Origin of the sequence: Lutimonas saemankumensis, from assembly GCF_020171465.1 — a bacterium.
GTDB classification, from domain to species: domain Bacteria; phylum Bacteroidota; class Bacteroidia; order Flavobacteriales; family Flavobacteriaceae; genus Lutimonas; species Lutimonas saemankumensis.
Genome location: NZ_JAIUZR010000006.1, coordinates 1 through 15,626 on the forward strand (window position 1 = coordinate 1; position 15,626 = coordinate 15,626).

Genomic DNA, 15,626 nt, shown 5'->3' on the forward strand with positions numbered 1-15,626 from the left:
CCTTGGGATTTTAGTTGCAGAAGAGGTCTTAAAAGGGATCACGGCAGTAATCCCGGTGCGTCAGCACCTTGGGATTTTAGTTGCAGAAGAGGTCTTAAAAGGGATCACGGCAGTAATCCCGGTGCGTCAGCACCTTGGGATTTTAGTTGCAGAAGAGGTCTTAAAAGGGATCACGGCAGTAATCCTTGTAGAATTTACCTTGCCACAGGTTTTCAGCCGTTAATTTCTTATGGATTAAATTGATCATCTGAAAATTTTTGAATCCCCATTTGGGTGCTATGAGCAGATCAGGAGGGGACTCACTGATGAACCGTTCAATTACAATTTCGGGCCTTAAAAGGCAAATGAATTCTGTAACAAGATCCAGATAGTCTTGAACATTGAATAAATTGAACTGTTCAGGATGGTTTTTGTATTGTTGTGCAATTAAGGTATGTTTGACAACCTGCAGCTGGTGTATTTTAAGAAAATCAATAGGTAGTTTTGAAAGTTCTACGGCATGCTGCAACATTTCATACCTGCTCTCTCCGGGCAAGCCAAGAATCAAATGGGCACCTAAAAAGATCCCTTTGTTATGTGCCATTGCATAAGCCCTTTGCGTGTCGGCAAAAGTATGGCACCGATTCACCTCCTCCAAGGTTCGGTCCAAGGTTGATTCAACACCTAATTCAAGGCAGATAAAGTAATTTTTTGAGAGTTCTGAAAGGAATTCTATGAGCTCCTCACTAATACAGTCTGGTCGGGTTCCGATAACCAGGCCTATGACCCCTTCATGTTTTAGAGCTTTTAGGTAAAGTTCTTTGATCAGGTCAAGTTCTGCATAAGTATTGGTATAGGATTGAAAATAGGCCAGAAATTTCCCGATATTTCTTTTTTGGGTGAAGAAATCTATTCCTTTTTGCAATTGTTCTTCAATAGCGTTCCGAGGATCACAATAATCCGGTCTAAAGCTCTGGTTGTTGCAGTAGGTGCATCCTCCGGTTCCTTTGGATCCATCTCTGTTAGGGCAGCTGAATCCAACATTTATTGAGATTTTCTGTACTCTTTCACCAAATTTATCGCGGATAAAATTCCCATAATCCTGATATGGTTTTACAGGGTTGGAAAAAGATTTATCGGCCTCTTCTTTGAGCATTTAGTGAATTTGCTTTAGGGCTCTAAAATTACAAATAAATATCGGACAGGGTGTGTCGTAACGATTAAGAAGTGCTTAAAATACATTTGTATAGTGAGAATGAATTAGTGAAATTATTAAAATCAATATTATGATCACATCAATTTGCATTACGGGTATTGTTATCATAAAATTTGTTATTCTTCAAGGGTTAATGAAGGAGGCAATTTAATGGTCACAGACATCAGGAGTTTTAAAGAAAAATCTGGCCTATTAAATAGGTTATGGCTTTCCCGGAGATTTTTACACGATCTCCCAGAAGCTCGCAAATCAGTTTTCCACCCCGGGACGAAATTTGTTCAGCGCTTAATTTCGTTTTCCCAAGCCTCTCACTCCAAAACGGAGTTAGCGTTGTATGAGCGGACCCTGTAACGGGATCTTCATCCACACCACATCCTGGTGCAAAAAATCTGGAAACAAAATCAACACTTTTACCTTTTGCAGTAATGATTACACCTCTTGCCTCTGATTCTTTCAATATATGAAAATTAGGACGGCATTGTTCCACATCTTTTTGTTCTTCAAAAAGTAACAGATAATCGGTTTTACCTTTGTATACAGCTATGGGGCTTTTATTAAAGGCTTTGACAATGGATTCAGGAGGATCGATTTCATCAAATATATCCTTTGGAAAATCAAGAGTCAAAAGATCATTCTCCATGGATACAGACAGCTCGCCGCTATATAGAGAAACAAAATTTATGGTATTAGAGGGATGTTCATAATACTCAAATAAAACATGTGCCGAGGCCAGGGTGGCATGGCCACAAAGTGCCACTTCGGCAACAGGTGTGAACCATCTGATCTCGTAGAAGTTATCTTTTTTTACAACAAACGCAGTTTCGGAAAGGTTGTTTTCAGCAGCAATCTGCTGCATGAGCTTTTCCTCAAACCATTCATCTAAAACACATACTGCTGCTGGATTCCCTCCAAATAAGTGATCAGTAAAAGCATCGACCTGATACATTTTTTGATTAATCATCTTTAAGGTTTTAATAAAGTGAAACTTAATCGTATTGATCAGAAACTCCTTTCAATACGATCATTTTTGTTGTTGCTGCTTTTTGCCTTATTTTTCTGACTTTTTCATAAGCTTCAGAATGCCACCATTCATTTGCCTTTTCCACGCTTGGAAATTCGAGAAGTACAATTCTCTCCGGGTTCCACTCTCCTTCTAAAACTGATATTTCACCCCCGCGCACCACAAATTTTCCGTCATAGGCGGCTATGGTTGCTGGAGTCAAAAGGGTATATGATTTATAAAGTTCTTTGTCGTGGATGTCAATTTCTACAAGTACAAATGCGGCCATAACAGATTTAATTGATAAGTTGAAAATCAATGGTGGAAACGACTCTGATGATCTTGATCTCTGGTGTGTTCTGATCCCTGTCATTAATAGAGAATTGGCCTTGTCGGGCCATTTTTATTGGCCCAACCTGAGAATTGGAATCTCTTGCAAATTTCTCTGCTACTTGTCTCGCATTGGTCGTTGCCTCTTCGATCATTGAAGGTTTTAAATCATTTAAGCCCGTAAAAATGTATTCAATCGGTCGCCATTCGTTTTTTGAACCAAGGACGATTCCAGAAGACATCAGGTTTAAAGATTCTGCTAAAGCTTTTTGTAATTTTTTAATATCATTGGTCCGAACCGTAAATTCTGATTTTGCCAGATAGCGGAATCCAACAGAAGGGTTAGTGTTGTAAATATTGCTCTTTGCATCCGTTATATTGGTCATACCCTTGGTGAGCTCCTCATCGGTAAATCCCTGGTCAATAAAGAACTGATATACAGCTTTGTTCTGAGTTTCTATTTTGGTTTTTAAGGATTTTAGATCATTTCCTGTCAAAATTGTATTGATGGGCCAAACGGCAAGATCCGCCTGAACTTCTCTCTCAGAAAGCCCTTTTACCTGTACATAACGGTTCTGCTGAATACCTTTTTGATGCATATTCCCGATGAAATATCCCGAGATCATCAGGCCTGCCCCAATCAAAAGTGCCGGAATTATTAGATTATTTTTCATTAGTCTATAGGAATTTCCTGAATTAAAAGTCAGGTCTAAATTTAGTTCTTTTCCTCCATTATACGTCTAACTTCATCAATTAATAACGGAAACGCCGGAAAGGTCATTCCATGACCATAGCCATCCAGCTCCATGACCCGGGTATCCTTATGCCCGGCAACTTTCATCATTCTCATCATATAGGCGTTTTCCTCGTACCGACCCAATAGTTCTTTTTCTCTGTCCCCGGTTATCATGAGCAGAGGAGGTGCATCCGCTCTCACATGATACAGGGGAGCCAATTCATCAATAAGGGGTTGGGTACCATCGATTCCTCTTTCTTCTCTTACCGTAAAATGGGTTATGGTATGGCCACTGAAAGGGATAAGCCCTGCTATCTGATTCGCATCGATGTCATATTTAGCCAGGTAAGATTTATCCAAACCAACCATACTTGCCAGATATCCTCCGGCGGAATGACCCGAAACAAAAATAGAATTCTTATCTCCACCATAGTTCTCAATATTTTTTAATACCCAGGCCACCGCTGCGGCCGCATCTTCGATATAACCCGGTGCTTTAACTTTGGGATACAAACGGTAATTTACGCCTACAACGGCAAGGTTTTGATTCTTAAGGGCCTCCGGAATTTCCTTTTCACCAGCTTTTAAACTTCCTCCATGAAACCATACAATGGTAGCAAAAGAATCCAGATGTTCAGGATAGTAAATATCAAGGACGCATCGCTCTTTTAAATAAGAATCTTGGTTCTGACGAGTTTTACTGTAATATGGAATTGAGGTATCCAGTCCGTAAGAAGAATTTTGCGACCAGATGATGACGGAATAGAAAATAAAAACCAGGAGGATTATTGAATCCGAAGCGCGTCTTTTCATAAGTGTTTTTGAAATATTTAAAAGCTTATTATTCATTTAAAAGGTTTGAAAACCATTGTACCAGTTCTTGTTCATCAACAATACTCCAGTTATGAGGATGTCGTGACCCATTGGTACCTTACCATAAGGTATAGGCTGTACTAATTTTATCCAATTGAAATCACATGGAATTGTGATTGATAATTATTTGACATTATTCTTTTAACAAATCAATGATTTAAGCATCTAATATAACATGTTTCTTTTATTTATGCCCAATAAAAAGAAGCTATGAAAGGGTTCATAAAGCAGAATTTAAAGCACAAAAAAAGGGTCTGATAAATCAAACCCCGATCTATAATCCTAAGATTAACCTTGAGTAAATGTTATGTCATACTTAAACTTTAATTGTTAAAAAAAGTAACTCAAACTCCATCTATTCTCATTTTTGTCCTGAGAATCTTTCTTATCAACTTTACTTTTTAACGAATGGTAATAAATTCTTCCATTCATTTTGATTTTAGCTTTCAAAGATTTTTTCCTGTCATTTCCGATTCCAAAAGCTTTAAAATCTCTGCTGCTGTTTTCATCAATCACGATCATGTTTCTGCCCCGTAATTCGTTGAGTGCATTACCGATCGAAACATAATCATCTTCAATAAAAGTAACATCGACAAACCTTCCATTGTCGTTATTACTTAAATGTTCCAATATAGAATATTCCAGTTTCATAGTTTGGGGGATTTTTACAATAGATACGTCAAAAGGAAAGAGGTTGCGTAAAAAAACACAAAAAATAGATTTTGTTCAAATTATCTGGTATTCAGAGCGATAAAATGTTAAAAAAACCCGCTTCATATTTAGAAACGGGTTCTTGTTATTGTTTTTGGGAAGTAGATGTACTTCATTAAAAAGGCCTGTATTGAGGGGCATCATGATCTTTCATCCTTAAATAGGTAATAGCCTGTGCCCTATGATGCGTGATGTGATCTCGTATGAATAGAAAGCCTTGTTCCTTGGTTAATTCGGGCTTATTTGGTGCAAACCCGAAGATAAAAGTTGCCTGAAGGTCTTCCTCGCTCATAGATTCAATGGTCGCAATTACTTCGTCAAAACTTTCATTGATCACTTTGATTGTTTCATCTTTTGAGGCTCCAACCATTTTCATCATTTTTTCACCTTCTGCCGGATCAAAATTTACCTGTTCTCCTTTGATAAACATTTTGTTCAGTAAAGAAGAAGACATAGAAAGATGGGCCAGCTGTTCACCAAAGGTTCTAACAGAATCATGGGGTCTGAACGTATAATCCGATGCCGGCATTTTTTCTGCAACTTCCAGCGTGTAAGCTTTTGCATTTTTCAGGGTTTCCGTAAAAGAGCTTTTGAATTCTGAATTTACGTTGGATTTAAGATTTGAAAAGGCCACCAAACCAAGGGTTACGACCGCAATAAAAAAGTAGGTTGTTGATTTTTTCATTTTGTGTTGATTAAGAGGTTAATGTATAAAAATATTAAAATTCCTTGATTTCTTAAAGTCGAAGTTTTTGTGTAACATTACAAAATCAATTGAATTTTATATGGATGAACAGATAATTAGGAATAAAGAACTCAATATTTATGAAGCTTTAGTTCCTGTGATTGCACTTATTGGAATGCTCGCTTATAATGTTTTTGTTTATGGAGATGATGCTTTAAGTGGATCCAATCAATTCATCCTGCTGCTTGGAGCGGCAGTGGCGGCAATTGTAGGATTTTTGAACAAGGTAACCTATCGCCGTATGATTGAAGAAGTTGCTGACAATATTAAATCCACAACCGGTGCTATATTGATACTGCTGTTCGTAGGTGCCCTGGCGGGAACCTGGCTGATCAGCGGAGTTATTCCAACAATGATCTACTATGGATTAAAATTATTGAATCCCACCGTTTTTTTACCGGCAACGGTGGTGATTTGTGCCGTCATTTCTATCGCAACAGGCAGTTCATGGACAACTTCGGCTACAGTGGGAATTGCCTTGATTGGTATAGGAGGAGCTCTGGGAATTCCTTTGGGAATGGCTGCGGGAGCCGTATTATCCGGAGCGTATTTTGGAGACAAAATGTCTCCCCTTTCGGACACAACAAATCTCGCGCCTGCCATGGCGGGAACTGATTTGTTTACACATATAAGGTATATGGCATATACTACCGTACCTACAATATCGATTACCCTTATTGTTTTTATTCTTATCGGATTTACTCTTGAAACTTCAGGGACTGCGGATACCGCTTCAATTCTGGCTTCCATTGATGAGTCCTTTCGGATTAGTGGCTGGCTGTTTATTGTTCCCCTGGCGGTTATTTTATTGATCATAAGAAGAACACAGCCCTTGATTGCCCTGCTGGCAGGAACTTTACTGGGAGGAATTTTCGCTATATTTTTTCAACCGGATATCGTTATGAATGTGGCAGGAGCTGAGCAACTGGATTTTCGTGCGGCTTATCAGGGTATTATGAATGCCATAACCGTTGATACATCCGTTGAAACAAGCAATACAGAATTAAACGATTTGTTCTCTTCAGGAGGAATGTACGGAATGCTGGGAACAATATGGCTCATACTTTGCGCCATGGTTTTTGGAGGAGTAATGGATGCCATTGGGGCACTTTCCACAATTAGTGCAGCACTTTTAAAAATGGCACATACGGTATTTGGATTGTTTGCCAGTACGGTTGCAACTTGCCTTGCCCTGAACGTTACGGCATCTGATCAGTATCTGGCTCTGGTTGTTCCGGGTAAAATGTTCAAACAGGCTTATAAGGACAGAGATCTGGCTCCTGAAAATTTAAGCAGGACCCTGGAAGATTCAGGAACAGTTACTTCTGTATTGGTTCCCTGGAATACTTGTGGAGCATATCAGTCCGGGGTATTGGGCGTAAGTGTAGCAGACTATTTTGTTTATGCTATCTTTAACTGGTTGAGCCCCTTTATGACACTTTTCTTTGCAGCCTTTAAAATCAAGATCAGACAACTGGTCAGAAAATAGATTATATCGGTCAGGAAATCGATAGCTTGACCTGTTCCGCGCATTTTTCTCCATCTATAGCAGCCGAAATGATGCCACCCGCATAACCTGCGCCTTCACCACAGGGGTAAAGTCCCTTTATCTGAACATGTTCTAAGGTTTTTTTATCTCTTGGAATTCTGACCGGTGAAGAAGTTCTCGATTCCGGAGCATGTACAACCGCTTCATTTGTCAGATATCCCTTCATGGACTGATCAAATCGTTTGAACCCATCCTGAAGTGCCTTATATATAAATTGAGGAAGAACCTTGCCCATTTCAGTGCTGGTTGTTCCCGGGGTATAAGAAGTTTTTGGGATATCCACTGATCGCTTACCGTTGGTAAAATCCACAAGTCTCTGTGCGGGAACTTTTTGGGTTTCTCCGGCAAGTCGCCAGGCTCTTTGCTCGATCTCTTTTTGAAATTGAACCCCCATCAAGGGCCCGAAATCTTTGTAGGCCTCGAAGTCTTTAAGGTCAAGGGAAACCACGATACCTGAATTGGAAGTGGGTTGATCCCTTTTACTAGGCGACCAGCCATTGGTTACTACTTCTCCGGGTGCCGTGGCACAAGGGGCGATAACCCCTCCCGGGCACATACAAAATGAATAAACACCCCTGTTATGGATCTGTTTTACCAGGCTGTACGGGGCAGGAGGAAGGTAGTCCCCACGAGTTTGACAATGATACTGAATCTGGTCAATTAATTGCTGGGAGTGTTCCACACGTACACCCAGGGCAAAGGGTTTTGCCTCGATCAGGATTCCTTTTTGATGAAGCAATTCAAATATATCTCTTGCCGAATGGCCCGTGGCCAAGATAACTTTCTGAGCTTTAATGATCTCCCCTGTCTGCGTCGATACCCCTTGAATTTCATTGTTTTTTATCAGAAGATCTGTGACTCTTGAATTAAAAAGAATCTCTCCACCATACTGAATAATGGTTTCACGAATAGCCTGAATTATCTTTGGAAGTTTGTTGGTTCCAATATGCGGGTGGGCGTTTATGGCAATATCTTCATGGGCGCCATGAGCAATCAGCAGTTTCAGGATTTTGTTGACATCCCCGCGTTTTTTAGATCGGGTATAAAGTTTCCCGTCAGAATAGGTGCCTGCTCCACCTTCTCCAAAACAGTAATTTGAATCTTCATTGACCACATGATTCTTGGTAATGGCGGCAAGATCTCTTCTACGATCTCTGACATTTTTGCCACGTTCAAGAACTATGGGTTTTAAACCTTTTTCAATAAGTTTTAAGGCAGCGAACAAACCAGCCGGACCAGCTCCGATCACCAGGACCTCCTGAGCCTTGCTCACATCATCATACAACGGGAGTTCAATAGCTTCTTTGACTGGAGTTTCATTGACAAAAACCCGGATCTTCAAATTTATTTTTATCGACTTTTGCCTGGCATCTATAGATCTTTTCAAAATCTCCAAACCCGAAATCTGATCCTGGGGAACAGCAATTTTTTTTGAGACAAACGCCTTAAGAAGATTGTCCTTATGCGCCGTTTCAGGACTTACCTGGATTTGAAGTTCTTTTTGCATAATGATATACAGGCCCCTACCGGATAATTAGATCATTTGAATTATCAGATAAAGAAATTCCATACCAACCCCAGGCGTACCACAAAATCCCGGTAGGGATAGGTAGGTGCGGAATAATAATTGTTCTCGGTAAAACCTGAATTAAAATGTTCCAGTTTAAAAAATACCCTCATGGTCTTTACCCTGAAATTGATAAAAAAGTCTAGAAGTGGGAAGCCACCATATTCTCTATCATTCTGCAGGTAAAATTCATTGAGTACTGGATTGAAACTGTTCATGAGGTACTTACTAAAATAACTAAAGCTGACTCCAGTTTCAAGGTACATGGGCTTTCCCTTAAATATATGATTTGCGTAATACAAGGTGTTTCTGGTTATAAAGTCGGGCACCCTGAGCACCTCCTCACCACTGGTAACCTGCTGATAGATGAACTGATTGTCCAGCGCAAATTTACCAAAGCGAATTTCTTTACTCAATTTGATCTTAAAATAATTGATGTTTTCTCCGTATTGTCTCGGCTCTACCTGACCTGTGTCTTCATTTTGTGCAAAATAGGCATAGTTGCCAATATTGGTGAGATAAGCAGAAGCATAGATCCACTTTTCAGAATCAAAAACAAAGTCGATTCCATTGATTTCTTCATTTTTAAAATCATTCTGCCAGTTATAGTATTTGTAATCACTTTGGTTCAGCAAAAAGTTGAAATTAGGGGAGCGATTGTTGCTGTACGCTCTTGCCCTTACCTGAAAAGTGCTGTCGGTTTTAAAACTGGCCATGGCCGAATAAGCATGTCCGGTAAGATTTCCCGAAATGACCTGTGAGGCATCAACATCGAGATTGAATTTTTTAAACCGGGTATGCCATTCTCCACCAACGGCGAAACTGTTTCCTTCAAGTTTTGAGTCTATGACCTCTTCCGGAGTAATTACGACGCTTTTATAACTGTAGTTGTAAGCATAATTATTCACTTTAAATCTTACTTCACCCAGCGTAATAGGAGAGTTTAACGACAGATAGGCTTCATTGTAAAATTTGGAATATTTGGCATCATCATTTATCTCTCTGGAAAAAGCAGGGCCAAACATGCTGTTTGCGCTTCCTTGTTCATATTCATAATGTTTCCTTTCGAAATTAAACTGATGTCCTATTTTTAGATCAGAAGGTATGGATTTTAAACTGTCTTTCTTATCCCATAACACATAGAAATGGTCAAAATAATACCTGTTCCCTCTGATAACGCTTTTAGCATCTGTAAAATTTGTCTCCAGTCTTGCCCTGTCCGAGAAATTCGGGTCATTCGATTCAAAATAGAACAGTGACTCTTCTGTCAGTCCCCCGTTTTGATCATTGTTCAGGTCCTGGGCAACGAGATGGCCACGTACAAAATACCTTTTGTTTTTAGTATGATAGCTCATGGTGATCCTTGCCGCCCCGTGATCCGTCAAAGAATGCCTGTATTTACCCAGGGACCGGATACTTTTAAAACTCAGTGAAGCGTTAAACTGCCTTGAAAGGTTAAAAGTGAACATGGCATCGAGTAAATGGCCCTGTTCAAGTACGGTTGACCACATCAGTTCTGTAGAAGGTGTTGGTACGCTGTAATACTTGATGTCTTCCACTTCAAAATAATTAAAGTGTTGAGCACGGGCACCAATTTTGGGATAAGTTTCATTTCCCTTAAATGTATATGCCAGGTTGTTGTAGGCCTGTCCGGGGTTATGAAAAGGCATAAGTTCAAACGCATCCTTGCGTTCCAAATTGAACTTGTAATACTTTTTCATGGTAAGGGTGGTGTCAATGTAGGTGGTGTCCATTTTATAATCAATGACCTTATAATCATGATAATAGGTTTTATCGCTTAACTCCACTTCGACCTCTTTATCGTAGATTTTAGCCGTGTCACCGTAAACGTCAACATATCGGTTGTCAAGGGTGTTGAGATTTCCGTCATTTATCTGGCCCCAGATGCCACTAGTGATCAACAATAAAATTAAAATGGAAAGTTTCCTTAACATGGATAAATTTAATTGATGACAAAGGTAAAATATTTGAGCATATTATTTTATGCTAATTGTAGGGCCTTTATTATTTTTGAATAGAAGTTCGATTATGTTGGCATTAAAATATTCTTCGTTTGAAATTGAGGCGGGTACGGATGAAGCCGGAAGAGGATGTCTTGCCGGACCCGTTGTGGCGGGAGCAGTGATTCTACCTCCCGATTTTAATCATCCTTTGCTGAATGACTCGAAACAGCTAAGCGAAAAGAAAAGAGAATTTCTGAGGCCCATCATCGAAAAAGAGGCATTGGCCTATGCTGTAGCTTTTGTAGATCAGGGACAAATTGATGAAATCAACATTCTTAATGCCTCTATCCTGGCCATGCATAATTCTCTGGACAGGCTCGGTCTGGTCCCCGAATTTATCGTGGTGGACGGAAATAAGTTCAAAAATTATAAAAATATCCCTCATAAGACCATTGTAAAGGGAGATGGGAAGTTTTTAAATATTGCGGCTGCTTCTATTCTTGCCAAGACCTATCGTGATGAATTTATGTTTAAGGCCCATCAAAATCATCCTGAGTACCACTGGAACAGAAACAAAGGTTATCCCACCTCTGAGCACAGACAGGCTATCAGAGAATTCGGATCATCTCCTTTACATCGCAAAAGCTTTAAATTATTGCCCGAACAATTAAAACTTGACTTATGAAATTCGTCTATTTTCTTATTGTTATTATTCCGATATTATGTTCTTGCCAGAAAGAACCCATGAAAGTTAAGCAGGGAGAAACTTTTGAGATCAAATTGAAATCAAACAGAACCACAGGATATTCCTGGTTCCTGGAGAGGGGATTAAAAAATTCAATACTTGATTCTGTTTCCGTTCAATACGTTATTCCCGAAAATGCAGCTACCGGAGCCGGTGGAACTGAAATATGGAGTTTTAGAGCGCGAAGTAAAGGTGAAGCCAGACTCCTTTTTATTTACAAACGCGCATGGGAGAAGGAAGGTGATCAGATGCGCAAGGAAATTGGTGTAAAAGTTGAATAATTTTATCTGTTAAAATCGTATCATTGCATCTTCAAAAATTCAGCGCAATGATCAAAAGAAACAAGGCCAGTATTCCAAAATTTATCATTCATAAAATTGGGAATAAATTTAATGATACCAGAAATGTTTTTTCTGAGGAACCTGTTGTATTCGACGAAGATAGTTACAACCTGATGCTGCCATTTTTGCTGAAGCCGTTTACTAATCTCACTGAAAGTTTTCGCTTTCATCACCATGCGGATATTAATTTGAATGAGATCAATTCTTACGCCCGGCGACTTTTTAAAGAGGAGGAATTTTTTGTAGAGGGTTCAAAGAATATATTGCTGCATTTGTTTGAACAGTCGAATTCAGCTCAGATCAAAACAGGAGACGTCATCGTTGCTCTTTTCGAAGATATCGAGTTCAATGAGGTACAGACAACAGCCCTTGGCATATTCAAAATTGAGAACAAGACAAATTTCTTTCAGACCTTTCAGGAAGGAAACAGTTTTGATGTTGTAGTTCAAAAGGGGATAAGTACAAAAAAAATTGACAAAGGATGTTTAATCGTGAATTATCAGGACGATGAAGGAATGGTGGTCCTCAGTGTTGACAACAATAATTATGATGCACAGTACTGGATCAAGAACTTTTTGAATGTAAAATATGCCGATGACAAGAATAATCATACGCAATCCTACATTGAAATGTGTAAAGATTTTTCGGATGAGGTGTTAAGGACTGATTACAGTACACAGGAGCAAAGTCACTTTCTTGCCAAAACCGTAGATTATTTAAAAGAAAATGATACGCTGAATATTCATGATTTTAAGGAAGAAGTTTTTGAGAAGGAAGAACAGAAGGATCTATTTGATGATTACAAGAGATTATTTGAAACCGATAGAGAGGTGTTGGTAAGAAACCAGTTTCATATTTCGGAAGCTGTGGTAAAAAAGCAAAAACAGAAATTAAAAACAGAGATCAAACTCGATACCAACATCCAGATAAAAATGGATGTGGAGGCTCCTGATGCATCTTCTGAATATTTGGAACTGGGTTACGACGAAGAAAAGAAAATGAAATATTACAAGGTTTATTTTAACGAAGAGACCAGTTAATTTTTTTGGAACAAAGCCATTTATTGCGTTTTACTTTCCGAAGTTAATTCCGCTTCAAATACAACCTCAAAATTTTCCAGGATCAGGCTTTTAACCTCTTCCAGGGGAATTTTTCTGTTGAGTTCCGCTTCTATTGAGGTTACGGCTTTACCTCTGATTCCACAGGGGATTATATGATCAAAATAACCAAGATTGGTATTGACATTGAGTGCAAAACCATGCATGGTTACCCATCTTGATGTCCGAACACCCAGGGCACAGATCTTTCTGGCGAAAGGAGTTCCAACATCGAGCCACACTCCGGTTTCACCATCACTTCGAACCCCTGTAAGGCCATAATGGGCTATGGTACGGATAATCACTTCCTCCAGACTTCTCATATACCATCTGATATCCGGTTTGAAGGATTCAAGATTTAATATGGGATATCCCACGATTTGCTGGGGGCCGTGAAAGGTAATGTCACCACCTCGGTTTGACTTAAAAAATGAGATGCCTTTTTGCTCAAGCTGTTGCTGGTTGAGAAGCAAATTGGAAAGATCTCCGCTTTTCCCCAATGTATAGACCGGCGGATGCTCTGTAAATAAAAAATAATTAGGGGTTTCCTGCTCAATATCCCGGCCCCTGTTGGCTAGTTTGATATCTATGATTCCCTGGAACAGTTCATTTTGAAAATCCCATGCCTCTTTATAGTCTTTTATGCCGAGGTCTTTAAAAACAACCTGATTCATCAGCTGTATTTAGGATTATTTAAGATGATCAGAGCGCCTATTACCCCGGGTATCCACGCACACAACGTCAGTATAAAAACGATTACAACACTGCCACAGCCTTTGTCAAGAACAGCCAGGGGAGGAAATAAAATGGATAAAAGGACTCTCCAGATACTCATCTTAAATAATGATTTGAGATTGCAAAATTCGTTAATTTATTTTTATTACATGACGTTGAAATTAGGTTTTCGTTACAATATATCGTTCAATCCACGTATCTTTGCGACCTATTTTTCAAAAATCTTTCAAAAATGCAGTTATCAGAACAGGAAATAGTACGCAGGGAATCCCTGCAGAAGTTGAGAGAACTGGGTATTAACCCCTATCCTGCCGCACAATTTAAAACTACTGCTTCCGTTCAGGAGGTCGTTGATAATTTTGAAACTCTGGAAGGAAAAGAAGTTATTCTTGCAGGTAGAATTATGAGCAGAAGAATCATGGGAAAGGCTTCATTTGCCGAATTAAAAGACGCTTCAGCAAGGATGCAGATCTATATCAACCGGGATGAGATTTGTAGTGGTGAGGATAAATCAATGTATAATCAGGTGTTTAAAAAACTTCTTGATATTGGAGATATCATAGGAATCAGGGGAGAGGTTTTTAAAACCCAGGTTGGTGAAAAATCTGTTTTGGTCAAGGAGCTTACGGTTTTGTCAAAGGCCTTAAAACCCATGCCAATCGTTAAGGTTGATGCAGACGGTAAAACCCATGATGCCTTTAGCGATGCTGAAATGAGGTATCGTCAAAGGTATGTGGATTTAATGGTGAATGATCATGTTAAGGAGACTTTTATAAAAAGGACGAAGATCACGAATTCGATGCGTGAATTTTTCAATGATCGAGGATATCTGGAGGTAGAAACCCCAATCCTGCAGCCCATTCCGGGAGGAGCGGCCGCACGCCCTTTCATTACGCATCACAACGCCCTGGATATTCCTTTGTACATGAGAATCGCCAACGAACTTTATCTGAAAAGATTGATCGTAGGAGGTTTTGATGCTGTTTATGAATTTGCTAAAGATTTCAGAAACGAAGGAATGGACCGCACACATAACCCGGAATTCACGGTAATGGAGCTTTATGTAGCCTATAAGGACTACAACTGGATGATGGAAATGACCGAAGAATTGCTTGAAAAGGTTGCCGTAGATGCCAACGGATCTTCTGAAGTTCAGGTTGGAGAGCATAGGATAGATTTTAAGGCACCCTATGCAAGAGTACCCATATTATCGGCTATTAAGGAGCACACAGGTTATGATGTTGCCGGTATGGATGAGGAAGAATTGAGAAAAGTATGTCGAGAACTTGGAATTGAAGTTGATGAGACTATGGGGAAAGGAAAGCTTATTGACGAACTTTTTGGTGAAAAATGCGAGCACCACTATGTTCAGCCAACCTTCATTATTGACTATCCAAAAGAGATGAGCCCCTTATGTAAAGAGCACAGGGATAACCCGGACTTAACGGAAAGGTTTGAATTGCTGGTCAATGGCAAGGAGCTGGCCAATGCTTACTCTGAGTTAAATGACCCCATTGACCAATTGGAAAGATTTCAGGATCAATTGAATTTATCTGAAAAAGGTGATGATGAGGCTATGTTCATTGATATGGACTTTGTAAGGGCCCTCGAATACGGTATGCCTCCAACTTCAGGTATTGGAATTGGTATTGACAGGCTGGTCATGTTCCTTACCAATAATGCTTCTATTCAGGAAGTATTGTTCTTCCCACAAATGAAGCCGGAACAAAAAGTTCCATCCGTTGAATTAAATGAAGATGAAAAATCGGTTTTAAAGATGCTTCAACAAGCTGAAAAGATTGAATTATCTGACCTTAAGGCACAGTCCGGATTGTCTAATAAAAAATGGGATAAGACCATTAAAGGTTTGACTAAAAATAAACTGGCAAAAGTGAGTAAGAATGATGAAGGCTTGTTTGTTGAGTTTCTCAATTAAAATCATAGTCTAATAGAAAATCAGAACAGGGGGCAGCTTTTGCCCCCTTTTTTTATTTCTTTTGAAAACTAATTGACACCTCTCGGACATAATACACATGAG

Annotated in this window: 17 protein-coding genes; 6 read left to right on the forward strand and 11 right to left on the reverse strand. The window is 39.4% G+C overall.

Annotated elements, in window-relative coordinates:
• Positions 1-223: hypothetical protein (locus tag LCM02_RS14235; RefSeq protein ID WP_224931480.1), on the forward strand; the 223-nt coding region annotated here is incomplete at its 5' end.
• On the opposite strand, the gene LCM02_RS14240 is transcribed toward LCM02_RS14235, so the two are convergent.
• The 7 genes from LCM02_RS14240 to LCM02_RS14270 all read right to left on the reverse strand — a co-directional run bounded on the left by LCM02_RS14240 (position 161) and on the right by LCM02_RS14270 (position 5,530).
• Entirely contained in the window at positions 161-1,135 is a 975-nt protein-coding gene (locus LCM02_RS14240; RefSeq protein WP_224931482.1) for a TIGR01212 family radical SAM protein, read from the reverse strand. The two genes, LCM02_RS14235 and LCM02_RS14240, sit on opposite strands and share 63 nt — an antisense overlap.
• 232 nt (positions 1,136-1,367) lie before the next feature.
• Positions 1,368-2,156, reverse strand: coding sequence for a PhzF family phenazine biosynthesis protein (locus tag LCM02_RS14245; RefSeq protein WP_224931484.1), 789 nt, complete (start codon positions 2,154-2,156; stop codon positions 1,368-1,370).
• 25 nt (positions 2,157-2,181) lie between these two features.
• Positions 2,182-2,484, reverse strand: a complete 303-nt coding sequence (locus tag LCM02_RS14250) for a DUF1330 domain-containing protein (protein WP_224931486.1) — start codon at positions 2,482-2,484, stop codon at positions 2,182-2,184.
• 7 nt (positions 2,485-2,491) lie between these two features.
• Positions 2,492-3,199, reverse strand: coding sequence for an SIMPL domain-containing protein (locus LCM02_RS14255; protein ID WP_224931488.1), 708 nt, complete (start codon positions 3,197-3,199; stop codon positions 2,492-2,494).
• A gap of 41 nt (positions 3,200-3,240) precedes the next feature.
• On the reverse strand, positions 3,241-4,110 hold the full coding sequence (locus LCM02_RS14260) for an alpha/beta hydrolase (protein ID WP_224931490.1): 870 nt from the start codon (positions 4,108-4,110) through the stop codon (positions 3,241-3,243).
• A gap of 354 nt (positions 4,111-4,464) precedes the next feature.
• Positions 4,465-4,785 carry a hypothetical protein gene (locus LCM02_RS14265; RefSeq protein ID WP_224931492.1) on the reverse strand — a complete coding sequence of 107 codons (321 nt, stop codon included), beginning with the start codon at positions 4,783-4,785 and terminating at the stop codon, positions 4,465-4,467.
• Positions 4,786-4,960: 175 nt separating this feature from the next.
• The gene (locus LCM02_RS14270) at positions 4,961-5,530 is read right to left on the reverse strand and encodes a DinB family protein (protein ID WP_224931494.1); all 570 of its coding nucleotides are present in this window, start codon (positions 5,528-5,530) and stop codon (positions 4,961-4,963) included.
• A 100-nt stretch (positions 5,531-5,630) separates the two neighbouring features.
• Between LCM02_RS14270 and nhaC the strand changes: the two genes are divergently transcribed.
• The gene (nhaC, locus tag LCM02_RS14275; protein ID WP_224931496.1) at positions 5,631-7,079 is read left to right on the forward strand and encodes a Na+/H+ antiporter NhaC; all 1,449 of its coding nucleotides are present in this window, start codon (positions 5,631-5,633) and stop codon (positions 7,077-7,079) included.
• 10 nt (positions 7,080-7,089) lie between these two features.
• Here nhaC and LCM02_RS14280 read toward each other — a convergent pair whose 3' ends face one another.
• Both LCM02_RS14280 and LCM02_RS14285 read right to left on the reverse strand, forming a co-directional pair.
• Positions 7,090-8,646: an NAD(P)/FAD-dependent oxidoreductase gene (locus tag LCM02_RS14280; RefSeq protein WP_224931498.1), complete on the reverse strand. Its 1,557-nt coding sequence runs from the start codon at positions 8,644-8,646 to the stop codon at positions 7,090-7,092.
• Positions 8,647-8,690: 44 nt separating this feature from the next.
• On the reverse strand, positions 8,691-10,661 hold the full coding sequence (locus tag LCM02_RS14285) for a putative porin (protein WP_224931500.1): 1,971 nt from the start codon (positions 10,659-10,661) through the stop codon (positions 8,691-8,693).
• Positions 10,662-10,755: 94 nt separating this feature from the next.
• Between LCM02_RS14285 and LCM02_RS14290 the strand changes: the two genes are divergently transcribed.
• The 3 genes from LCM02_RS14290 to LCM02_RS14300 are packed head-to-tail and all read left to right on the forward strand — an operon-like array spanning position 10,756 to position 12,796.
• A complete protein-coding gene (locus tag LCM02_RS14290; RefSeq protein ID WP_224931502.1) occupies positions 10,756-11,355 on the forward strand; it encodes a ribonuclease HII in 600 nt (199 codons plus the stop codon).
• Positions 11,352-11,696, forward strand: coding sequence for a protease inhibitor I42 family protein (locus tag LCM02_RS14295; RefSeq protein WP_224931504.1), 345 nt, complete (start codon positions 11,352-11,354; stop codon positions 11,694-11,696). The genes LCM02_RS14290 and LCM02_RS14295 overlap by 4 nt, the downstream gene beginning before the upstream one ends.
• Positions 11,697-11,743: 47 nt before the next feature.
• Positions 11,744-12,796, forward strand: coding sequence for a nucleoid-associated protein (locus tag LCM02_RS14300; RefSeq protein WP_224931506.1), 1,053 nt, complete (start codon positions 11,744-11,746; stop codon positions 12,794-12,796).
• Positions 12,797-12,816: 20 nt separating this feature from the next.
• Here LCM02_RS14300 and lipB read toward each other — a convergent pair whose 3' ends face one another.
• Both lipB and LCM02_RS14310 read right to left on the reverse strand, forming a co-directional pair.
• Positions 12,817-13,527, reverse strand: a complete 711-nt coding sequence (gene lipB, locus LCM02_RS14305) for a lipoyl(octanoyl) transferase LipB (RefSeq protein ID WP_394369947.1) — start codon at positions 13,525-13,527, stop codon at positions 12,817-12,819.
• Complete coding sequence (locus tag LCM02_RS14310) at positions 13,527-13,688, reverse strand: YqaE/Pmp3 family membrane protein (RefSeq protein WP_224931508.1); 162 nt, start codon at positions 13,686-13,688, stop codon at positions 13,527-13,529. The genes lipB and LCM02_RS14310 overlap by 1 nt, the downstream gene beginning before the upstream one ends.
• Positions 13,689-13,820: 132 nt before the next feature.
• On the opposite strand from LCM02_RS14310, the gene lysS reads away from it, so the two are divergent.
• Positions 13,821-15,524 (forward strand): lysine--tRNA ligase, encoded by a 1,704-nt coding sequence (gene lysS / locus LCM02_RS14315; protein WP_224931510.1) that lies wholly within the window; start codon positions 13,821-13,823, stop codon positions 15,522-15,524.
• The last annotated feature ends 102 nt before the right edge of the window (positions 15,525-15,626 follow it).